Annotated in this window: 19 protein-coding genes; 12 read left to right on the forward strand and 7 right to left on the reverse strand. The window is 73.1% G+C overall.

Annotated features, from left to right (window positions below):
• Positions 1 to 9 precede the first annotated feature (9 nt).
• The 4 genes from AB0G32_RS25340 to AB0G32_RS25355 all read left to right on the forward strand — a co-directional run bounded on the left by AB0G32_RS25340 (position 10) and on the right by AB0G32_RS25355 (position 5,611).
• Positions 10 to 3,210, forward strand: coding sequence for a S41 family peptidase (locus AB0G32_RS25340; RefSeq protein ID WP_361167505.1), 3,201 nt, complete (start codon positions 10 to 12; stop codon positions 3,208 to 3,210).
• 116 nt (positions 3,211 to 3,326) lie between these two features.
• Entirely contained in the window at positions 3,327 to 3,680 is a 354-nt protein-coding gene (locus AB0G32_RS25345) for a histidine triad nucleotide-binding protein (RefSeq protein WP_361167508.1), read from the forward strand.
• Positions 3,681 to 3,692: 12 nt separating this feature from the next.
• A complete protein-coding gene (locus AB0G32_RS25350) occupies positions 3,693 to 4,598 on the forward strand; it encodes a ribonuclease Z (protein ID WP_361167511.1) in 906 nt (301 codons plus the stop codon).
• 20 nt (positions 4,599 to 4,618) lie between these two features.
• Positions 4,619 to 5,611 (forward strand): adenosine deaminase, encoded by a 993-nt coding sequence (locus tag AB0G32_RS25355; RefSeq protein WP_361167514.1) that lies wholly within the window; start codon positions 4,619 to 4,621, stop codon positions 5,609 to 5,611.
• Between the two features lies 1 nt (position 5,612).
• Here AB0G32_RS25355 and AB0G32_RS25360 read toward each other — a convergent pair whose 3' ends face one another.
• Positions 5,613 to 6,938, reverse strand: a complete 1,326-nt coding sequence (locus AB0G32_RS25360; RefSeq protein ID WP_361167517.1) for an MFS transporter — start codon at positions 6,936 to 6,938, stop codon at positions 5,613 to 5,615.
• 388 nt (positions 6,939 to 7,326) lie between these two features.
• Here AB0G32_RS25360 and AB0G32_RS25365 point away from each other — a divergent pair, with 388 nt between their 5' ends.
• The 5 genes from AB0G32_RS25365 (at position 7,327) to AB0G32_RS25385 (ending at position 11,659) form a co-directional block, all read left to right on the forward strand.
• Positions 7,327 to 8,367, forward strand: coding sequence for a PfkB family carbohydrate kinase (locus tag AB0G32_RS25365; RefSeq protein WP_361167630.1), 1,041 nt, complete (start codon positions 7,327 to 7,329; stop codon positions 8,365 to 8,367).
• A gap of 141 nt (positions 8,368 to 8,508) precedes the next feature.
• Positions 8,509 to 9,528, forward strand: coding sequence for a PhoH family protein (locus AB0G32_RS25370; RefSeq protein ID WP_361167520.1), 1,020 nt, complete (start codon positions 8,509 to 8,511; stop codon positions 9,526 to 9,528).
• A gap of 12 nt (positions 9,529 to 9,540) precedes the next feature.
• Entirely contained in the window at positions 9,541 to 10,038 is a 498-nt protein-coding gene (gene ybeY / locus AB0G32_RS25375) for an rRNA maturation RNase YbeY (protein WP_361167523.1), read from the forward strand.
• The gene (locus AB0G32_RS25380) at positions 10,035 to 11,303 is read left to right on the forward strand and encodes a hemolysin family protein (RefSeq protein ID WP_361167526.1); all 1,269 of its coding nucleotides are present in this window, start codon (positions 10,035 to 10,037) and stop codon (positions 11,301 to 11,303) included. Before ybeY ends, AB0G32_RS25380 begins: the two co-directional genes overlap by 4 nt.
• Positions 11,300 to 11,659: an MmcQ/YjbR family DNA-binding protein gene (locus AB0G32_RS25385; RefSeq protein WP_361167529.1), complete on the forward strand. Its 360-nt coding sequence runs from the start codon at positions 11,300 to 11,302 to the stop codon at positions 11,657 to 11,659. Before AB0G32_RS25380 ends, AB0G32_RS25385 begins: the two co-directional genes overlap by 4 nt.
• Here AB0G32_RS25385 and AB0G32_RS25390 read toward each other — a convergent pair.
• The gene (locus tag AB0G32_RS25390; RefSeq protein WP_361167532.1) at positions 11,621 to 13,054 is read right to left on the reverse strand and encodes an MFS transporter; all 1,434 of its coding nucleotides are present in this window, start codon (positions 13,052 to 13,054) and stop codon (positions 11,621 to 11,623) included. The two genes, AB0G32_RS25385 and AB0G32_RS25390, sit on opposite strands and share 39 nt — an antisense overlap.
• Before the next feature lie 132 nt (positions 13,055 to 13,186).
• Here AB0G32_RS25390 and AB0G32_RS25395 point away from each other — a divergent pair, with 132 nt between their 5' ends.
• Both AB0G32_RS25395 and AB0G32_RS25400 read left to right on the forward strand, forming a co-directional pair.
• Positions 13,187 to 14,056: a helix-turn-helix transcriptional regulator gene (locus AB0G32_RS25395; protein ID WP_361167535.1), complete on the forward strand. Its 870-nt coding sequence runs from the start codon at positions 13,187 to 13,189 to the stop codon at positions 14,054 to 14,056.
• Between the two features lie 30 nt (positions 14,057 to 14,086).
• Positions 14,087 to 14,437, forward strand: coding sequence for a cytidine deaminase (locus AB0G32_RS25400; protein ID WP_361167538.1), 351 nt, complete (start codon positions 14,087 to 14,089; stop codon positions 14,435 to 14,437).
• 2 nt (positions 14,438 to 14,439) lie between these two features.
• Here the strand turns inward: AB0G32_RS25400 and AB0G32_RS25405 are convergent, their stop codons facing one another.
• Both AB0G32_RS25405 and AB0G32_RS25410 read right to left on the reverse strand, forming a co-directional pair.
• Positions 14,440 to 14,778: a P-II family nitrogen regulator gene (locus tag AB0G32_RS25405; RefSeq protein ID WP_361167540.1), complete on the reverse strand. Its 339-nt coding sequence runs from the start codon at positions 14,776 to 14,778 to the stop codon at positions 14,440 to 14,442.
• Positions 14,775 to 16,085 (reverse strand): ammonium transporter, encoded by a 1,311-nt coding sequence (locus AB0G32_RS25410; protein ID WP_361167543.1) that lies wholly within the window; start codon positions 16,083 to 16,085, stop codon positions 14,775 to 14,777. The genes AB0G32_RS25405 and AB0G32_RS25410 overlap by 4 nt, the downstream gene beginning before the upstream one ends.
• A gap of 220 nt (positions 16,086 to 16,305) precedes the next feature.
• On the opposite strand from AB0G32_RS25410, the gene era reads away from it, so the two are divergent.
• Positions 16,306 to 17,259, forward strand: a complete 954-nt coding sequence (gene era / locus AB0G32_RS25415; RefSeq protein WP_361167546.1) for a GTPase Era — start codon at positions 16,306 to 16,308, stop codon at positions 17,257 to 17,259.
• 3 nt (positions 17,260 to 17,262) lie between these two features.
• On the opposite strand, the gene AB0G32_RS25420 is transcribed toward era, so the two are convergent.
• From AB0G32_RS25420 to AB0G32_RS25430, 3 genes are read right to left on the reverse strand one after another with little or no spacing between them, the layout of a single operon-like run.
• The gene (locus AB0G32_RS25420) at positions 17,263 to 18,549 is read right to left on the reverse strand and encodes a GH1 family beta-glucosidase (protein ID WP_361167549.1); all 1,287 of its coding nucleotides are present in this window, start codon (positions 18,547 to 18,549) and stop codon (positions 17,263 to 17,265) included.
• Positions 18,546 to 18,812, reverse strand: a complete 267-nt coding sequence (locus tag AB0G32_RS25425; protein ID WP_361167552.1) for a protealysin inhibitor emfourin — start codon at positions 18,810 to 18,812, stop codon at positions 18,546 to 18,548. The genes AB0G32_RS25420 and AB0G32_RS25425 overlap by 4 nt, the downstream gene beginning before the upstream one ends.
• A 51-nt stretch (positions 18,813 to 18,863) precedes the next feature.
• Positions 18,864 to 19,937: a M4 family metallopeptidase gene (locus AB0G32_RS25430; RefSeq protein WP_361167555.1), complete on the reverse strand. Its 1,074-nt coding sequence runs from the start codon at positions 19,935 to 19,937 to the stop codon at positions 18,864 to 18,866.
• Between the last annotated feature and the right edge of the window lie 35 nt (positions 19,938 to 19,972).

Consider the following 19,972-nt stretch of genomic DNA (forward strand, 5'->3'; position numbering starts at 1 on the left):
GGTGAGGGGGTGACTCAGCCCGCAGCCCCTGCCTACCTCCGGTTTCCGCATCCGCACGGCGAGTTGACCGCCTTCACCGCCGAGGACGACGTGTGGCTCGCGCCCCTCGACGGGGGACGGGCCTGGCGGGTCAGCGCCGACAACACCCCCGTCACCCAGCCGCGCGTCTCGCCGGACGGCACCACCGTCGCCTGGACCTCCACCCGGGACGGCGCCCCCGAGGTGCACGTCGCCCCGGTCGACGGCGGCCCGTCCCGGCGGCTGACCCACTGGGGCAGCCACCGCACCCAGGTGCGCGGCTGGCTGCCGGACGGCCGGGTGCTGGCCATCAGCACCTACGGCCAGGCCAGCCTGCGCCGCAGCTGGGCCCGCGCCGTCCCGCTGGACGGCGGCCCCGCCGAGACCCTGCCGTACGGCCCGGTCGGCGACGTCGCGTTCGGCCCGCACACCGTGCTGCTGTCCGCGCCGATGGGCCGCGAGGCCGCCTGGTGGAAGCGGTACCGGGGCGGCACGGCCGGCAAGCTGTGGATCGACCGGGAGGGCGACGGCGAGTTCGTCCGCGTCCACCAGAACCTCGACGGCAACATCGAGTACCCGTTCTGGGTCGGCGACCGGCTCGCCTTCCTCTGCGACCACGAGGGCACCGGCGCGCTCTACTCCTCCCTCGCCGACGGCTCCGACCTGCGCCGGCACACCCCCCTCGGCGGTTTCTACGCCCGGCACGCGGCCACCGACGGCGCCCGGGTCGTCTACTCCAGCGCCGGGGAGCTGTGGACGCTGGACGACCTGGACGGCGCCGAGCCCCGCCGCCTCGACATCCGGCTCGGCGGCTCCCGCGCCGACCTCCAGCCCTACCCGGTCAACGCCGCCCGCTGGTTCGGCTCCGCCTCCCCCGACCACACCGGCCGGGGCAGCGCCGTCGCCGTACGCGGCGGCGTGCACTGGGTCACCCACCGCGCCGGACCCGCCCGCGCGCTGGCCGTCACCCCCGGTGTCCGGGCGAGGCTGCCGCGCGCCTTCCGCGCCGACGGCGAGCAGTGGGTGGTGTGGGTGACCGACGCGGAGGGCGAGGACGCCCTGGAGTTCGCGCCCGCCACCGGCCTGCTGCCCGGCGCCACCCCGCGCCGCCTCGCCGCCGGACAGCTCGGCCGGGTCCTCGGCCTCGCGATGGCCCCCGACGGCAGCAAGGCCGCCGTCGCCGCCCACGACGGCCGGGTGCTGCTCGTCGAGCGGGCCACCGGCGAGGTCCGCGAGGTCGACCGCAGCGAGGACGGCGACGCCCGGGGCCTGGTCTTCTCGCCCGACTCCAACTGGCTGGCCTGGTCCCACCCCGGCCCGCGCCCGCTGTCCCAGCTCAAACTCGCCAACACCACCGACCTCACGGTCACCGAGGCGACCCCGCTGCGCTTCCAGGACTACGCCCCCGCCTTCACCCTCGACGGCAAGCACCTGGCGTTCCTGTCCACCCGCTCCTTCGACCCGGTCTACGACGAACACGTCTTCGACCTGGGCTTCGTCGAGGGCACCCGCCCGCACCTGATCACGCTGGCCGCGACCACCCCGTCGCCGTTCGGCCCGCAGCGCCACGGCCGCCCCTTCGACCCCGCCGACAAGGACGAGACCCCCGACAGCGAGGGCGCCCCCACCACCCGCGTCGACCTGGACGGCCTCGCCGACCGGATCGTGCCCTTCCCGGTGGAGGCGGCCCGCTACTCCGGCCTGCGCGCCGCCAAGGACGGCGTGCTGTGGCTGCGCCACCCGGTCACCGGCGTCCTCGGCGCCTCCCGGGCCACCCCCGAGGACCCCGACCCGGGCACCGAGCTGGAGCGCTACGACCTCGCCCAGCAGCGCGTCGAGCACCTCGCCTCGGACGCCGACCGCTTCACCGTCAGCGGCGACGGCAAACGCGTCCTGCTGTGGACCGACGGCCGCCTCAAGGTCGTCCCCAGCGACCGCCGTGCCTCCAGCGACGACGACAGCGACACCAACATCACCGTCGACCTCTCCCGCGTCCTGGCGACCGTCGATCCGGCCGCCGAGTGGCGGCAGATGTACGAGGAGACCGGCCGGGTCATGCGGGACCACTTCTGGCGGCCCGACATGAGCGGCGTCGACTGGGACGGCGTACTCGACCGCTACCGCCCCGTCCTGGACCGCGTCGCCACCCACGACGACCTGGTCGACCTCCTCTGGGAGGTGCAGGGCGAACTGGGCACCTCGCACGCCTACGTCGTCCCGCGCGGCGGCCACGGCCACGGCGCCCGGCAGGGCCTGCTCGGCGCCGACCTGTCCCGGCACCAGGACGGCAGCTGGCGGGTGGACCGGGTACTGCCCTCGGAGACCTCCGACCCGCACGCCCGCTCCCCGCTGGCCGCCCCCGGCGTCGCCATCCGGGCCGGGGACGCGGTCGTCGCGGTGGCCGGCCGCCCGGTCGACCCGGTCACCGGCCCCGGCCCGCTCCTGGTCGGCACGGCCGGCAAACCCGTCGAGCTGACCGTCCTGCCCGCCGGCGGCGGCGAGCCCCGGCACGCCGTCGTCGTCCCCGTCGCCGACGAGGAACCCCTGCGCTACCACGCCTGGGTCGCCGACCGCCGGGCCCGCGTCCACGAACTCTCCGGCGGCCGGCTCGGCTACCTGCACGTCCCCGACATGCAGGCCCCCGGCTGGGCCCAGATCCACCGCGACCTGGCCGTCGAGGTCGCCCGCGAGGGCCTGGTCGTCGACGTCCGGGAGAACCGCGGCGGCCACACCTCCCAGCTCGTCGTCGAGAAACTGGCCCGCCGCATCGTCGGCTGGGGCGTCCCGCGCGGCATGCGGCCCTACAGCTATCCGCAGGACGCCCCGCGCGGCCCGGTCGTCGCCGTCGCCAACGAGTTCTCCGGCTCCGACGGCGACATCGTCAACGCCGCGATCAAGGCGCTCGGCCTCGGCCCGGTCGTCGGCACCCGCACCTGGGGCGGCGTCGTGGGCATCGACTCCCGCTACCACCTGGTCGACGGCACCCTGGTCACCCAGCCGAAGTACGCCTTCTGGCTGGAGGGTTACGAGTGGGGCGTGGAGAACCACGGCGTCGACCCGGACGTGGAGGTCGAGCAACGCCCGCAGGACCACGCGGCGGGCCGCGACCCCCAGTTGGAGGAGGCGGTACGCATCGCACTTGAGGCGCTGGAGTCGGTACCCGCGAAAACACCGCCGACTCTGCCGGCCTAAAGGGGCGCGGGGCGGTATCGATTCGCGGCTCCGCCGCGTGGGCGCGACCAGCCACGAAGCATCCGCACCCGGCAACGATACGATCCTTGAATTCGACCAACCCCGAAGGGAACCGCATGCCAGGGGAACCCCAGGAAGACTGCCTCTTCTGCAAGATCGTCGCCGGCCAGATCCCGGCGACCATCGTCCGCGAGACCGCGACGACCGTCGCCTTCCGTGACATAAACCCCCAGGCCCCCACCCACGTCCTGGTCATCCCCAAGGCCCACTACCGGGACGCCGCCGCCCTCGCGGCCGGCGCCCCGGAACTCGCCGCCGACGTACTGCGCGAAACCCAGGCCGTCGCCGACGACGAGAAACTCGACAGCTACCGCATCGTCTTCAACACCGGCGCCGGCGCCGGCCAGACCGTCTGGCACACCCACGCGCACGTGCTGGGCGGCCGCGGCCTCCAGTGGCCCCCCGGATAGCCCGGGTACCCGATGTCCGTCCGCGAACTGGTGATCCTCGGCACCGCCAGCCAGGTCCCCACCCGCCACCGCAACCACAACGGCTACTTCCTGCGCTGGGACAGCGACGGCATCCTGTTCGACCCCGGCGAGGGTACCCAGCGCCAGATGGTGCGCGCCGGGGTCGCCGCGCACGACCTGAACCGGATCTGCGTCACCCACTTCCACGGCGACCACAGCCTGGGCCTGGCCGGCGTGATCCAGCGGATCAACCTCGACCGGGTCCCGCACGAGGTCACCGCCCACTACCCCCGCTCCGGGCGGCGCTTCTTCGACCGCCTGCGGTACGCCACCGCCTACCGCGAGACGGTCGCGCTCACCGAGGCCCCGGTCGACACCGACGGGGTGCTGGCCCGCACCCCTGGCTACACCCTCACCGCGCACGGCCTCTCCCACCCCGTCGAGTCCTACGGCTACCGCCTCACCGAGCCCGACGGCCGCCGCATGCTGCCCGACCGGCTCGCCGCGCACGGCATCCAGGGACCGGACGTCGGCCGTCTCCAGCGCGAGGGCTCCCTGCACGGGGTGACCCTGGACCAGGTCAGCGAGGCCCGCCCCGGCCAGCGGTTCGCGTTCATCATGGACACCCGGCTCTGCGACGGTGTGCACGCCCTCGCCGACGGCTGCGACCTGCTGGTCATCGAGTCGACCTTCCTCGACGAGGATCTGAGGCTCGCCGAGGAGCACGGCCACCTCACCGCCGGCCAGGCCGCCCGGGCGGCCCGCGACGCCGGCGTCCGCCATCTCGTCCTCACCCACTTCAGCCAGCGCTACTCCGACCCCGAGGAGTTCGCACGGCAGGCGCGGGCCGCCGGATACGGGGGGGAGCTGACCGTGGCCCACGACCTGCTCCGGGTGCCAGTTCCGAAACGTCGGTGAAACCCCCGTAAGATTCTCTGATGCCCCTGCCCAAAGCTGAACTGCACCTGCACATCGAAGGCACCCTGGAGCCCGAGCTGGCCTTCGAGCTGGCCGCCCGCAACGGGGTCGCCCTGCGTTACCCGGACACCGAGGCGCTGCGCGAGGCGTACCGCTTCGCCGACCTCCAGTCCTTTCTGAACCTGTACTACGAACTGATGGCGGTCCTGCGCACCGAGCGCGACTTCGAGGATCTGGCCAACGCCTATCTCGCCCGCGCCGCCGCGCAGGGCGTGCGGCACGCCGAGATCTTCTTCGACCCGCAGGCGCACACCGCCCGGGGCGTCCCGCTGGGCACGGTCGTCGAGGGACTGTGGCGGGCACTCGGCAGCAGCGAGCACCACCACGGCGTCTCCACCCGGCTGATCCTCTGCTTCCTGCGCGACCAGCCCGCCGACGCGGCCCTGGAGACGCTGACCGCCGCCCGGCCGTACCTGGACCGGATCACCGGTATCGGCCTGGACTCCGCCGAGGTCGGCCACCCGCCGGCCAAGTTCCGCGAGGTCTACGCCGAGGCCGCGGCCCTCGGCCTGCGCCGGGTCGCGCACGCCGGCGAGGAGGGCCCGCCGGCCTACATCACCGAGGCGCTGGACGTGCTCGGCGTCGAGCGGATCGACCACGGCCTGCGCTGCGCCGAGGACCCGGCGCTGGTGGAGCGGCTGGTGCGGGACCGCGTACCGCTCACCCTGTGCCCGCTGTCCAACGTCCGGCTGCGCACCGTCGAGACCCTCGCCGACCACCCGCTGCCCGCGCTGCTCGACGCCGGGCTGCTGTGCACGGTCAACTCCGACGACCCGGCCTACTTCGGCGGCTACGCGGGCGACAACTTCGACGCCGTCCGCGACACCCTCGGCCTCACCGAGGACCGCCTGCGCGAACTGGCCCGCAACTCCTTCCTCGCCTCCTTCCTGGACGACGACGAGAAGCTGCGGGCGCGGTACCTCGCCGAGGTGGAGGCGTACGTCTTCCCGTAGTTCAGCCCGTCCCGGACCCCTGCTGCCGGGGGCCCGCCGGGCCGTAGGCGCCCCGGACCGGGACGGCCGCGCCGTCCACCGGGATCTCCACCACCGGCTGTTCCGGGGCGCCGACCTCCGGCACCGCGCCGCTCGGCGTGCCGGTAGTGGCGGCGACCAGGGCGGCCGGGTGACCGCCGCGCCGGCGCACCGCGCCGGGCAGCAGCGGGCGCCCGCCGGCGTGCAGGGCCACCGCCGTCATCGGTACGGCGATCAGCAGCAGCCCGGTGCCGAGCACCACGCCCATGCCCGCGAACCCGGCCTGCGCGGCCAGCACACTGCCGGTCAGCGGTCCGGCCGCGGTGCCCAGCGAGGACGCCGACCCTATGAGCACCGCCCACCGGCCGCGCGGATCGAGCGAGGCGGCGAGGCCGATCAGGTAGGACAGCACCACCGGGTAGAGGGTGTTCCAGGCGATCTCCCCGGCGGTGAAGGACACCGGCCCGGTCGCGGACGCGGTCAGCGCGATGCACCCGGCGATCAGCACCGTCCCGGCGCCGACCGGCACCGCGCGCCCGAGCCGGGAGCCGAGCGCTCCCGCGGCCAGCACTCCGATCAGCCCCGCGCCGAGCGCCGCCGCGAGCACCGCGCCGAGCGCGGCCTCCCCGAGGTGCGCCTGTTCCAGGCCGATGCGGCTGCTCACGCCCCACAGGGAGTTCTGCGCCAGCGACCAGCACACCATCGCGGCGGCCAGCACCAGGCCGGAGCGGCGGTGGGGGAGCGGCGCCCGCCGGTGACCCGGCGGCACGTCCGGCGCCGGGCCGGGCAGCCGCGCGGTCAGCGGCCACACGACGAGCGCGGTCAGCGCGATCGCGGCGAGCGGTGTGCCGTGGCCGGGCCCGAGCCGCGGTACGGCCAGGTACACCGCCGCGGCCAGCGCCGACACGGTGAGCAGGCCGAACGTGGAGGTGCGGTGCGGGTCCTTCTCGGCCGCGACGCGGGTGGCGGCGACGGTGGTGGCGGTGCCCGAGCCGATCCCGCCCGCGACGACACCGGCCACGACGGCCGGGACGCAGGTGGTGAGCGCGGCGGTGCCGTAGCCGGCGGCGGCCAGGGCGAGACCGGCCCGGGCCAGGGCGCGCGGGCCGGCGCGTTCCACCCGGGCGGCGAGCAGGAGACCGGCGGTCGCGGAGCCGAGCAGCAGGGCGCTGCCGACCGCGCCGGCCTCGGTGGCGGTCAGCTCGAGTCCCGAGCCGAGCCGGCCGACGGCGGTGGGGAGCAGGTACGGGGGGAGGTACCCGGCCGTGAAGAGGGCGACCAGGGGCCACGAAGTGGTGCGGGCAGACACGGGCGTTCCCAGGGCATGCGAAAGGAAGTGGGCAAAAAGGGAATGGCGACGACCGTCGATGGACGGGAGCGCGGGCAATTTCTATCAAGAACGAGGGCGCGCGAGCGAAACCGAAAAGTATGATGAAGCTCACTTACCGGTTTGGCATTTGTAATACCGGGTAGCAGCGTGCGCCGCTCCCCGTCACCGCGTGCGACAGTGGACGGGCTGTCGGTGCCGTGATGCAGACTGGCCTGGATCCGCACCGTGTCTGGATCCGCACCATGTCAGGGGAGCGCACACCGTGACCGCGTCCATCGCGCCCATCGAGGGGCCCTTCGGAGAGGGACACCACCACCGCCCGGGGACCGACCCGCTGGCCGCCCTGCGCGCCCCCGGCGACCCGCCCATGGACGTCTACCTCACCGGCACCGTCTTCCTCGACATCGTCTTCACCGGCCTCGACTCCGCCCCGGTGCGCGGCACCGAGTCCTGGGCCCGCGGCATGGGCTCCAGCCCGGGCGGCGTCGCCAACATGGCCACCGCCCTGGCCCGCCTCGGCCTGCGCACCTCACTGGCCGCCGCGTTCGGCGACGACCACTACGGCGACTACTGCTGGGACGCGCTCGAACAGGGCGAGGGCATCGACCTGTCCCCCTCCCGCACCGTCCCCGGCTGGCACTCACCGGTCACGGTCTCGATGGCCTACGAGGGCGAACGCACGATGGTCTCGCACGGCCACGAGGCCCCCGCCGAGGAACAGCCCGCCCCCGGCTGCCCGCCCCGCGCCCGGGCCGCCGTCGCCTCCCTCACCCCCGGCGTCCGGGCCCCCTGGATCGCCCGCGCCGCCGGGCACGGCACCCGTGTCTTCGCCGACGTCGGCTGGGACGACACCGGTGCCTGGGACCTGGCCGCGCTGCCCGACCTCGCGCACTGCGAGGCGTTCCTGCCCAACGCCGAGGAGGCGATGCGCTACACCGGCACCGACTGCCCGCGGGCCGCCGCGCACGCCCTCACCGAGCATGTGCCGCTGGCCGTGGTCACCCTCGGCGCGGACGGCGCCTACGCGGTGGACCGGCGCACCGGGGAGACCGCCGAGGTCCCCGCCATCGCCGTGCGGGCGCTGGACCCGACCGGCGCCGGGGACGTCTTCGTCGCCGGGTTCGTCACCGGCACCCTGGCCGGCTGGCCGCTCGCCGACCGGCTGGCCTTCGCCGGACTGACCGCCGCCCTCTCCGTCCAGGAGTTCGGCGGCTCGCTGTCCGCGCCCGGCTGGTCCGAGGTCGCCGCCTGGTGGCGCGAGGTGCGGTCGCTCGACGGCCAGGACCCGGCGGCGCTGTCCCGGTACGCCTTCCTGGGCGCCCTGCTCCCCGACGACCCCGGCCACACGGCCCGGCCCTGGCCGCTGCGCCGCGCGGTCCCGACGATCGGCTTCCGCACCCCGCAGTGAGCGGACCCCAGTGAGCGGACCGGAGTGATACGAAAAGTCTTACGGCGTTGTCGGTGCCCCGTCGTACCCTGGAACACGCGAGGCCGCACCTCAGCCGTGCGGCCATGACGAGGAGGATCCGCAGGCCTTCAGCGCCGGCCCATGACTCAGACACCCACAGCTCACACTCCCGCGCAGCGGCAGACGAGGGCACGGTTCAACGTCCCCGCCCAGCACCCCATGGTGACCGTCCTGGGGTCCGGCGACTCCCTCCTGCGTGTGATCGAGAAGGCCTTCCCGGCGGCCGACATCCACGTCCGGGGCAACGAGATCAGCGCGAGCGGCGACCCGGCGGACGTCGCCCTCATCCAGCGCGTGTTCGACGAGATGATGCTCGTGCTCCGCACCGGGCAGCCGATGACGGAGGACGCAGTGGAACGCTCGATCGCCATGCTCAAGGCGAGCGAGAACGGGGAGAGCGACGGCCAGGAGACCCCGGCCGAGGTGCTCACGCAGAACATCCTGTCCTCGCGCGGCCGCACCATCCGCCCCAAGACGCTGAACCAGAAGCGGTACGTCGACGCCATCGACAAGCACACCATCGTCTTCGGCATCGGCCCGGCGGGCACCGGCAAGACCTACCTGGCGATGGCCAAGGCGGTCCAGGCCCTCCAGTCCAAGCAGGTCAACCGCATCATTCTGACCCGCCCCGCGGTCGAGGCCGGCGAGCGCCTCGGCTTCCTGCCCGGCACCCTCTACGAGAAGATCGACCCCTACCTGCGCCCGCTCTACGACGCGCTGCACGACATGATGGACCCGGACGCGATCCCCCGGCTGATGGCAGCGGGCACGATCGAGGTGGCACCGCTCGCGTACATGCGCGGTCGCACCCTGAACGACGCCTTCATCATCCTGGACGAGGCGCAGAACACCAGCCCCGAGCAGATGAAGATGTTCCTCACCCGCCTCGGCTTCGACTCGAAGATCGTGATCACGGGTGACGTCACCCAGGTCGACCTGCCGGGCGGCACCAAGTCGGGGCTGCGCCAGGTCCAGGACATCCTGGACGGTGTGGAGGACGTGCACTTCTCCCGGCTCTCCTCCCGGGACGTGGTCCGGCACAAGCTGGTGGGCCGTATCGTCGACGCCTACGAGAAGTACGACGGCTCCCAGGGGAAGTAGACCAGCACCACCATGTCGATCGACGTCAACAACGAGTCCGGAACCGAGGTCGACGAGCAGGCGATCCTCGACATCGCCCGCTACGCGCTCGCGCGGATGCGCATCCACCCGCTCTCCGAACTGTCGGTGATCGTCGTGGACGCCGACGCCATGGAGCAGCTCCACATCCAGTGGATGGACCTCCCCGGCCCCACCGATGTCATGTCCTTCCCGATGGACGAGCTGCGTCCGCCGGCCAAGGACGACGACGAGCCGCCGCAGGGTCTGCTCGGCGACATCGTGCTCTGCCCCGAGGTCGCCGAGCAGCAGGGCAATGACGCCGAGACCCGGCACAGCATGGACGAGGAGTTGCAACTGCTCACCGTCCACGGGGTGCTGCACCTGCTCGGCTACGACCACGAGGAGCCGGACGAGAAGGCCGAGATGTTCGGCCTCCAGACGGCCATCGTGGACGGCTGGCGCGCGGAGAAGGGCCTCACCGGCCCGTCCCCGGCCCCGACCGTCTCATGAGCCTGCCACTCGTCGCGGGCGCGGTCGCCCTGGTCGTCGTCGCCTGGCTCGCGGCCAGCGCGGAGGCCGGGCTCGCCCGGGTCTCCAGCTTCCGCGCCGAGGAGGCCGTCCGCTCCGGGCGGCGCGGCAGCGCCAAACTGGCCAAGGTCGCCGCCGACCCGACCCGCTATCTCAACGTGGCGCTGCTGGTCCGGGTCGCCTGCGAGATGGCCGCCGCGGCACTGGTGACGTACGGCTGCCTCAACGAGTTCAGCAACACCACCGAGGCCCTGCTGATCGCCATCGCCGTGATGGTGCTGGTGAGTTACGTCGCCGTCGGGGTCTCGCCGCGCACCATCGGCCGCCAGCACCCGCTGAACACGGCCACGGCGGCGGCGTACGTCCTGGTGCCGCTGGCCCGGATCATGGGCCCGATCCCGCCGCTGCTGATCCTCATCGGCAACGCGCTCACCCCCGGCAAGGGCTTCCGCCGCGGCCCGTTCGCCTCCGAGGCCGAACTGCGCGCCCTGGTCGACCTCGCCGAGAAGGAGTCCCTCATCGAGGCCGAGGAGCGCCGCATGGTGCACTCGGTCTTCGAGCTGGGCGACACCCTGGTCCGCGAGGTCATGGTGCCGCGCACCGACCTGGTCGTCATCGAGCGCTACAAGACCATCCGGCAGGCCCTCACCCTCGCCCTGCGCTCCGGGTTCTCCCGCATCCCGGTCACCGGTGACAGCGAGGACGACATCGTCGGCATCGTGTACCTGAAGGACCTGGCCCGCAAGACGCACATCAGCCGGGACGCGGAGAGCGAGCTGGTGTCGACGGCGATGCGCCCGGCGTACTTCGTGCCCGACACCAAGAACGCCGGCGACCTGCTGCGCGACATGCAGAAGGACCGCACCCACGTCGCCGTCGTCATCGACGAGTACGGCGGCACGGCCGGCATCGTCACCATCGAGGACATCCTGGAGGAGATCGTCGGCGAGATCACCGACGAGTACGACCGCGAACTCCCGCCGGTCCAGGAGCTCGGCGAGGACCGCTACCGGGTCACCGCCCGGCTCGACATCGGTGACCTGGGCGAGCTGTACGGCCTGGAGTCGTTCGACGACGAGGACGTGGAGACGGTCGGCGGTCTGCTGGCCAAGGCGCTGGGCCGGGTGCCGATCGCGGGCGCCTCGGCCGTGGTCGAACTGCCCGACGGCCGCTGTCTGCGGCTGACCGCGGAGGCCGCCGCGGGCCGCCGGAACAAGATCGTCACGGTTCTGGCGGAGCCGGAATGAACGGACCGGAACTGCGCGCCCTGTGCCTGTCCTTCAACGCGGCGGTGGAGGACTTCCCCTTCGGCCCCGAGTTCTCGGTCTTCAAGGTGCTGGGCAAGATGTTCGCCCTGACCGACCTGGACGCCCGCCCGCTCACGGTGAACCTCAAGTGCGACCCGGACGACGCGGTCCGGCTGCGCGCCGAGCGGCCGGACCGGATCATCCCCGGCTGGCACATGAACAAGCGGCACTGGAACACGGTCACGGTCGACGGCGGACTCCCGGACCGCATGGTCCGGGAGCTGGTCGAGGACTCCTACGACCTGGTCGTGGCCGGCCTACCGCGCGCCGACCGCCTCCGCCTCGACCGCCCCTGACCCCGCCCGCCGCCGACCGCGCAGCCCGGCCGCGACGAGCCCGGCCGCCGCCAGCACGATCGCCGCGTCCAGCGCCAGCACGGTACGCACCCCCGACATCAGGTCGCCCGCGGTGGTGGCGAGCACGCCCAGCAGCGGGATGCCGACCGTCGTGCCGATCTGCTGGGTGGAGGTGACCAGACCGGTCGCCAGCCCCTGCTCCTCGTCGGGCACCCCGGAGGTGGCGGTGAGGCCGTAGGAGACGATCGCGCCCAGGTGGCACATGCTGGCCAGCGAGACGGCGGCCGTCGCCAGCCACACCGACCCGCCGCCCTCGCCGAGCCCGAGCAGCGCGGCGCTCAGCAGCCCCTGCCCGGCCAGCGCGCCGGCCAGCGTACGGCGGGCGCCGAACCGTCCGACCACCCGGGACGCCAGCGACCCCGCCACCACCGACAGCACGCCCTGCACCCCGAAGACCAGCCCGGTCTCGAACGCCGACAGGCCCAGCACGTCCTGGAGGTAGAGGGTGAGCACGAAGACCACCGTCGACATCATCGAGAAGGTGACCAGACCACCCAGGTTGCCCCAGGCCACCGTGGGCCGCCGCAGCATCGGCAGCGACACCAGCGGCGCGGCACTGCGCGACTCCACGACCACGAACGCGCCCAGCAGCCCCGCGCCCACCACCAGGCTCACCAGCACGTCCACCCGCCCGAAGCCCTGCGCGGCGGCGGTCGACAGCGCGTAGACCAGCGCCAGCAGCCCACCGGTCACGGTCACCGCGCCCGGCACGTCGAGCCGGGGCCGGTCGGGCGTCCGGGACTCCGGCAGCAGCCCCGGCGCCAGCGGCAGCACCACCAGCACGAACAGCGTCAGCAGCCCCATCGTCGACCGCCACCCCAGCAGGTCGGTCAGCACCCCGCCGGCCACCATGCCCACGGTGAACCCGAGCGAGAGCAGCGTGCCCGAGATGCCGAGCGCCCGGTCCCGCGCCGGACCCTCCGGAAAGGTCGTCGTCAGCAACGACATCCCGGTCGGCACGATCGCCGCCGCGCCCAGCCCCTGCAACGCCCGCCCGGTCAGGAACGACGCCGGGTCCCAGGCGCAGGCCGCCAGCAGCGAGGCCGCCCCGAACAGCGCGAGTCCGGCCAGGAACAGCCGCCGCCGCCCGAACAGATCACCGGCCCGCCCGAACAGCAGCAGGAAACCACCGGACGGCAACGCGAACGCGGTCACCGCCCACTGCAGCACCGCCGGACTCATCCCCAGGTCGGCCCCGAGCACGGGCAGCGCGACATTCAGCACGGAGAAGTCCAGCGCGACCATGAACTGCGCCGCGCACAACACGAACAGAACCAGCCGGTCCCGCGGCGACAGCCGGGGAGCGGGGACGGGGAAAGGTGCTTCGATCGTCATGCGGACGAGCCTCGCGGTCCCGGAACGGGCGTGGGGAGCGGGCAGTTGTGCTGGTGGTGACAGCACCAGGAATAGCGTTGGGGGCGCGGGTGGTTGGCTCTGTCGGTGCCACCACCAGGACAGGGGGAGCGCGTGCGCGAGGTGCGGGGGCGGCGGGACGAGCTGCGGGAGTTCCTGATGAGCCGGCGGGCCCGGGTGACGCCCGGTGCGGCGGGGCTGCCGGAGGGCGGTGGGCGGCGGCGTACGCCGGGGCTGCGGCGGGAGGAGGTGGCCGTGCTCGCGGGGGTGGGCGCCTCCTGGTACCAGTGGCTGGAACAGGGGCGGGAGATCTCCGTGTCGCCGCAGGTGCTGGACGCCGTCGCCCGGGTACTGCGGCTCAGCCACGCCGAACGGCGGCATCTGTACCTGCTCGCCGGGCTCAACCCGCCGGTGCCCGAGGTGGAGTCCGGCCGCAAGGACATGTGCGAGGGGCTGCGGCGGCTGATCGACACCTGGATGCCGTACCCGGCGCACATCATGGACCAGTACTACAACTGCGTGCTGTACAACGACGCCGCCGCGATGGTCCTCGGCATGCGCCCGGACACCACGCAGAACTGCGTCGTCGACTTCTTCACCGACCCGCTGTACCGGGCCCGGTCCAAGAGCTGGGAGCGCAACGCCCGTACCGTCGTCGCCCAGTTCCGCGCCGCCTGCTCGGCCGCGCCCCGCGACGAGGGGTTCCAGGAGGTGCTGCGGCGGCTGGAGGCGGAGGCCGGGGAGGAGTTCGCGCGGCTGTGGGCCGAGCGGGACGTCGAGGACGCCGGGCAGGTGCGCAAGGAGTTGGAGCATCCGCTGGCCGGGCTGCTGTGCGTGGAGTCGACGGCGCTGAAGGTGCCCGCCCGGCCGGACCTGACCATCGTGCTGCACACTCCGCTGGACGAGGCGAACACCGCGGCCAAGCTGGCGTGGCTGGCCTCCCCGGAGGGGCGGCGCGGGGCGATGTACCCGGTGGCGGGGTAGCCGGCCGCGGGGCTTTCGTATGCTCACTCCATGACCGACAGCGCGCTCGCCCCCGAGGACAAGAAGATCGTCACCCTGGCCCGTTCCGCGCGGGCCCGCAACCAGGTGCCCGAGGGTGCCGCCGTGCGCGACGAGACCGGCCGTACCTACGTCGCCGGCACCGTGGCCCTGGACTCCTTGCACCTCAGCGCGCTGCGGACGGCGGTGGCGATGGCGGTGGCCTCCGGGGCGGCCTCGCTGGAGGCGGCGGCGGTGGTGACCGGCGCCGCGTCCCTGCCCGACGAGGACCTGGCGGCCGTCCGGGACCTGGGCGGTCCGAAGACGCCGGTGCTGGTGGCCGGGCCCGACGGCGAGGTCCGGGAGACCGTCACCGCCGGCTGAGGTCAGAGCGCGTCCGGGCCGCGTTCGCCGGTGCGGACCCGGACGACCGTCTCGACCGGTACCGCCCACACCTTGCCGTCGCCGATCTTGCCGGTCCGCGCGGCCCGGACGACCGCGTCGAGCACCGCCTCGGCGTCCGCGTCCGCCACGACCACCTCGATCCGGACCTTCGGCACCAGGTCGACCTGGTACTCGGCGCCGCGGTAGACCTCGGTGTGGCCGCGCTGCCGGCCGTAACCGCTGGCCTCGGTGACGGTCAGGCCCTGGACGCCCAGGTCCCCCAGGGCGGTCTTGACCTCGTCGAGGCGGTGCGGCTTGACGATGGCGGTGATGAGCTTCATGCCGGGGGCTTGACCTTCTGAGCGGTGGGGAGAGCGGACGCGCCGACCGGGGCGCCGTGGCCCAGGACCCCGTGATCGTAGGCCGTCTCCGCGTGCACCGTAAGGTCCAGGCCGGTCTGCTCCTGCTCGGCACTCGCCCGCAGGCCCATCGTCCGGTCCAGCAGCCGGCCGATGCCGTACGTCATCCCGAAGGCGTACCCGGCCACGGCCACCACCGCCACCAGCTGCTTGCCGAGCTGGGCGAGACCGCCGCCGTACAGCAGACCCTGGGCGCCGCCGGTCATCGCGGACGTGGCGAAGACGCCGATCAGCAGCGTGCCGATGATCCCGCCGACCAGGTGGACGCCGACGACGTCCAGCGAGTCGTCGTAGTTCAGCCTGAACTTCCAGCTCACCGCCCAGGAGCAGACGCCGCCCGCGGCCAGGCCCACGACCAGCGCGCCCAGCAGCGACACCGAGCCGCAGGACGGGGTGATGGCGACCAGGCCGGCCACCGCACCGGAGGCCGCGCCCAGCGTGGTGGGGTGGCCGTCGCGCCGCTGCTCGACGAAGAGCCAGCCCAGCAGACCCGTACAGCCGGCCGCGAGGGTGTTGAGGAAGGCCGCGGCCGCCAGGCCGTTCGCGCCGAGCGCGGAGCCCGCGTTGAAGCCGAACCAGCCGAACCAGAGCAGCCCCGCGCCCAGCACCACCATCGGCAGGTTGTGCGGGCGCATCGCGTCCCGCTTGAACCCGAGCCGCGGGCCGAGCACCAGGCACAGCGCCAGCCCGGAGGCGCCGGAGGTGATCTCGACCGGCAGGCCGCCCGCGAAGTCGAGGGCGCCGAGCTCGTCCATGATCCAGCCGCCGGGGCCCCACACCCAGTGCGCGACCGGAACGTATACGAGCAGTGCCCAGACGGGGACGAAGACCAGCCACGCGCCGAACTTCGCCCGGTCCGCGACCGCCCCGCTGACCAGGGCGGCGGTGATGATCGCGAAGGTGAGCTGGAAGGTGGCGAACAGGACGGTGGGGACCGTGCCCCGCACGCTGTCCGGGCCCAGGCCCGCCATCCCGGCGTGCTCCAGGCCGCCGATCAGCCCGCCGCCGGCGTCGGCGCCGAAGGCCAGCGAGTAGCCGCACGCCAGCCACACCACCGTCACCAGCGCGATCGACACGAAGCTCATCATCAGCATGTTGAGCACGCTCTTCGCGCGGACCATGCCCCCGTAGAACAGGGCCAGGCCCGGTGTCATCAGCAGGACCAGGGCGGTGGCGGCGAGCAGCCAGGCGGTGTCACCGGTGTCCACGGTGGCGGCGGCGAGGGGCACGGTCGGTCTCCAACGGGTCTCCGACGGGCGGGGGCTCGTCCGAGCGTCACCGCCGCGCGTTTCCGCTCGCGCACAGGGGTGTTTCCGTAACGTTTCGTTGCGTACGGGTTTCGCGGACCTCACCGTCCGTGAGCCGTCCCCGCCGTGCCGCCCGAGCCTGTCGGGGGCACGCCAGGACGCTGGTACGGCGGGGCCCTGTGGATCAGGGACAATGGGCGCCATGAGCGTTCGTACCCAGTCATCCGAAGAACCGGCAGAGGTTGTTCACCGGGCCGGCTTCGCCTGCTTCGTGGGCCGTCCCAACGCCGGCAAGTCCACCCTCACGAACGCTCTGGTCGGGCAGAAGGTGGCGATCACCTCCAACCGTCCGCAGACCACCCGGCACACCGTGCGGGGCATCGTGCACCGGCCCGACGCCCAGCTGATCCTGGTCGACACCCCGGGACTGCACAAGCCGCGCACCCTGCTCGGCGAGCGGCTCAACGACGTGGTGCGCACCACCTGGGCCGAGGTCGACGTGATCGGCTTCTGCCTGCCCGCCAACGAGAAGCTCGGCCCCGGCGACCGGTTCATCGCCAAGGAACTCGCCGGGATCAAGAAGACCCCGAAGGTCGCCGTCGTCACCAAGACCGACCTGGTGGACGGCAAGACGCTGGCCGAGCAGCTCATCGCGGTCGACCAGCTCGGACAGGAGCTGGGCATCAGCTGGGCCGAGATCGTCCCGGTGTCGGCCACCGCCGGGCAGCAGGTGGACCTGCTCGCCGACCTCCTCGTCCCGCTCATGCCCGAGGGCCCCACCCTCTACCCCGAGGGCGACCTGACCGACGAGCCCGAGCAGGTCATGGTCGCCGAGCTGATCCGGGAGGCGGCGCTGGAGGGCGTCCGCGACGAGCTGCCGCACTCCATCGCCGTGGTCGTGGAGGAGATGCTGCCGCGCGAGGACCGCCCGGCCGACAAGCCGCTGCTCGACATCCACGCCAACGTCTTCATCGAGCGGCCCAGCCAGAAGGGGATCATCATCGGCCCCAAGGGCAAGCGGCTGAAGGACGTCGGCATCAAGTCCCGCAAGCAGATCGAGGCGCTGCTGGGCACGCCGGTCTTCCTGGACCTGCATGTGAAGGTGGCGAAGGACTGGCAGCGGGACCCCAAGCAGCTGCGGCGGCTCGGTTTCTGACCTTCACCGCTGCTGCCCCCGTACCACCTCCCGGAACCACCGGTACGACGCCTTGGGCGTCCGCCGCTGGGTCGTGAAGTCCACGTGCACCAGGCCGAACCGGTGCGCGTACCCCTCCGCCCACTCGAAGTTGTCCAGCAGCGACCACACGAAGTAGCCGCGTACGTCCACCCCGGCGGCCAGCGCCCGGTGCAGGGCGCGCAGGTGGCCGTCGAGGTAGGCGATGCGGGCCTGGTCGTCGAGGCCGTCGTAGGCGCAGCCGTTCTCGGTGATCACGATCGGCGGGAGGCGGTCGCCGTAGCGGGCGCGGAAGCCGGTGAGCAGGTCGGTCAGCGCCTCGGGGACCACCGGCCAGCCGGAGCCGGTCACCGGGCGGCCCGGGATGTCCCGGCGGGAGAAGGGCAGTTCGGCGCCGAACTGGTCGGTACCGTCCGGGGCGCCCACCCGGGCCGGCGCGTAGTAGTTCACGCCGTAGAAGTCGAGCGGCTCGGCGATCGCCTTCAGGTCGGCGTCGACGTCCCCCGGCATCAGCTCGCCGATGCCGTCCGGGTAACGGCCGAGCAGCAGCGGGCCGGCGAACATCCGGTTCAGCAGGGCGTCGTAGAGCTCCGCCGCCTCCTGGTCGGCGGGCTGCTCGGAGGCCGGCCAGGTCGGGCCGTGCGAGTTGGCGATGCCGATGCCGGCCGCGCCGGCCGCGCGCAGCGCCCGGACCGCCAGGCCGTGCGCGAGGAGTTGGTGGTGGGCCACCGGCAGCGCGTCGAACAGCAGCCGCTCGCCCGGCGCGTGCACCCCCAGGGCGTGGCCGAGGAAGGTGTGTTCGGCCGGCTCGTTGAGGGTGATCCACTCGCTCACCCGGTCACCGAGCCGGTCACCGACCCGGGCCGCGTACCCGGCGAACCGGTCCGCCGTGTCCCGCTGCCGCCAGTCCAGGCCGAGCGGCAGGTCCCAGTGGAAGAGGGTCGGCACCGGGCGCACGCCCGCCGCGCACAGCTCGTCCGTCAGCCGGTCGTAGAAGTCCAGTCCGCCGGGGGAGTTCACCCGCGGCCAGGACACCGAGAAGCGGTACGCGGTCACCCCCAGGCCGGCCAGCAGCGCCACGTCCTCGCGGTAACGGTGGCAGTGGTCGCAGGCCACCGCCGCCGTCGTACCGTCCCGCACCCGCCCCGGCCGGTCCGTGAACGCGTCCCACACCGACCGCTCGCGGGTCTCGACGGACCCCTCGATCTGGTGCGCCGAGGTCGACACACCCCACCGGAAGCCGGCCGGGAACGCGGGTATCGGTCCGGTCACGCGCCCTCCTTGAGCACCCGGGAGATCAGCCGCCGCTGTTCCTCGGTCAGCCGGGGATCGGCCGCGTACACCGTCCGGCCGTCCACGGTGATCTGGTAGCTGAACCCGTCCGGCACCCCTGCGGGCGGAGTGGCCCGGGCGGTTTCCACCGCCCGCTCGGCCAGCGCGTGCCACTCCTGCGCGTCCGGCCGCCCGGCGGTGTCCACCTCCGCGCGCCGCTCGATGCCCGCGAAGCCTCCTGTACGCCTCACCTGAATCCGCATGGCTCCGTGTCTAGTGCTTCCCGGCCGGATAAGGAACCAGGAGGTGGCGAACTAGGAGGTGGCCACCCCGACCTGTTCCCACGCCTTGGCCACCGCGTCCAGCTCCTCCCCGTCGTCGCCGTACCGCTCCCGGGCCGCGGCCAGGGTCAGCCCGGCGAACTCCTCGAAGGTCGCGTCCGAGCCCAGCTCGCCGCCGGTCAGCGCGTCGTACCAGACCTGCCCGGCGCGCTCCCACGCCTTGCCGCCCAGCGCCTTGGCGAACAGGTAGAAGGCGTGGTTGGGGATGCCGGAGTTGATGTGCACGCCGCCGTTGTCCTGGCCGGTCCGCACGTAGTCGTCCATCGTCGCGGGCTGCGGGTCCTTGCCGAGCACGTCGTCGTCGTACGCCGTGCCCGGGGCCTTCAGCGAGCGCAGCGCGGTGCCGGTGACGTCCGGTCCGAGCAGGCCCTCGCCGATCAGCCAGTCGGCCTGCTCGGCGGTCTGGTCCTTGGAGTACTGCTTGATGAGGGAGCCGAAGACGTCCGAGACCGACTCGTTCAGGGCGCCGCTCTGGTTGAAGTAGGCCAGGTTGGCCGTGTACTGGGTGACGCCGTGGACGAGTTCGTGGCCGATGATGTCGATGGAGACGGTGAAGTCGAGGAAGATCTCGCCGTCCCCGTCGCCGAACACCATCTGCTCGCCGTTCCAGAACGCGTTGCCGTACTCGTGGTCGTAGTGCACGGAGGCGACCAGCGGCAGTCCGTTGCCGTCGATCGAGTTGCGCCCGTACGCCTTGAGCAGCATCTCGAAGGTGGCGCCGAGGCCCGCGTAGGCGCGGTTGACGGTGGCGTCCTTGCCGGGCTTGTCGCCCTCGCCGCGCACCTTGGTGCCCGGCAGGTCGGTGCCGTGCCTCAGGTCGTAGATGGTGCGGTGCGGTTTGCCGGCCTCGGCGCCCGCGGGCGCGGCCACGGTGCGCGCGCCGACCACCGTGGTCAGGCGGCGCTGGGTACGCTCGGCGGCGTCGCGCCGCAGGGTGCGGCGGGCCCGGTCGGCGACCGTGCTGTTCTCGGCCCGGGAGAGCCGGTCGAGCAGGTGCGGCGGAACGATGGTGCAGAAGACGGGCTGGAAGCCCCCGTTGGTGTTCATGCGATGACCATCGCACTGTGTAGCGGGCTTGTCAC

This window comes from Streptomyces sp. NPDC023723 (assembly GCF_040639815.1).
Classification (GTDB): domain Bacteria; phylum Actinomycetota; class Actinomycetes; order Streptomycetales; family Streptomycetaceae; genus Streptomyces.

What these genes read in the sequence shown, in the direction of transcription:
- era (WP_361167546.1), top strand. Translation starts at nt 16,306, where the DNA reads ATGAGCGTTCGTACCCAGTCATCCGAAGAACCGGCAGAGGTTGTTCAC.
- AB0G32_RS25370 (WP_361167520.1), top strand. Translation starts at nt 8,509, where the DNA reads ATGACTCAGACACCCACAGCTCACACTCCCGCGCAGCGGCAGACGAGG.
- AB0G32_RS25380 (WP_361167526.1), top strand. Translation starts at nt 10,035, where the DNA reads ATGAGCCTGCCACTCGTCGCGGGCGCGGTCGCCCTGGTCGTCGTCGCC.
- AB0G32_RS25430 (WP_361167555.1), bottom strand. Translation starts at nt 19,937, where the DNA reads ATGAACACCAACGGGGGCTTCCAGCCCGTCTTCTGCACCATCGTTCCG.
- AB0G32_RS25385 (WP_361167529.1), top strand. Translation starts at nt 11,300, where the DNA reads ATGAACGGACCGGAACTGCGCGCCCTGTGCCTGTCCTTCAACGCGGCG.
- AB0G32_RS25355 (WP_361167514.1), top strand. Translation starts at nt 4,619, where the DNA reads ATGCCCCTGCCCAAAGCTGAACTGCACCTGCACATCGAAGGCACCCTG.
- AB0G32_RS25400 (WP_361167538.1), top strand. Translation starts at nt 14,087, where the DNA reads ATGACCGACAGCGCGCTCGCCCCCGAGGACAAGAAGATCGTCACCCTG.
- AB0G32_RS25425 (WP_361167552.1), bottom strand. Translation starts at nt 18,812, where the DNA reads ATGCGGATTCAGGTGAGGCGTACAGGAGGCTTCGCGGGCATCGAGCGG.
- AB0G32_RS25405 (WP_361167540.1), bottom strand. Translation starts at nt 14,778, where the DNA reads ATGAAGCTCATCACCGCCATCGTCAAGCCGCACCGCCTCGACGAGGTC.
- AB0G32_RS25365 (WP_361167630.1), top strand. Translation starts at nt 7,327, where the DNA reads ATGGACGTCTACCTCACCGGCACCGTCTTCCTCGACATCGTCTTCACC.
- ybeY (WP_361167523.1), top strand. Translation starts at nt 9,541, where the DNA reads ATGTCGATCGACGTCAACAACGAGTCCGGAACCGAGGTCGACGAGCAG.
- AB0G32_RS25345 (WP_361167508.1), top strand. Translation starts at nt 3,327, where the DNA reads ATGCCAGGGGAACCCCAGGAAGACTGCCTCTTCTGCAAGATCGTCGCC.
- AB0G32_RS25390 (WP_361167532.1), bottom strand. Translation starts at nt 13,054, where the DNA reads ATGACGATCGAAGCACCTTTCCCCGTCCCCGCTCCCCGGCTGTCGCCG.
- AB0G32_RS25350 (WP_361167511.1), top strand. Translation starts at nt 3,693, where the DNA reads ATGTCCGTCCGCGAACTGGTGATCCTCGGCACCGCCAGCCAGGTCCCC.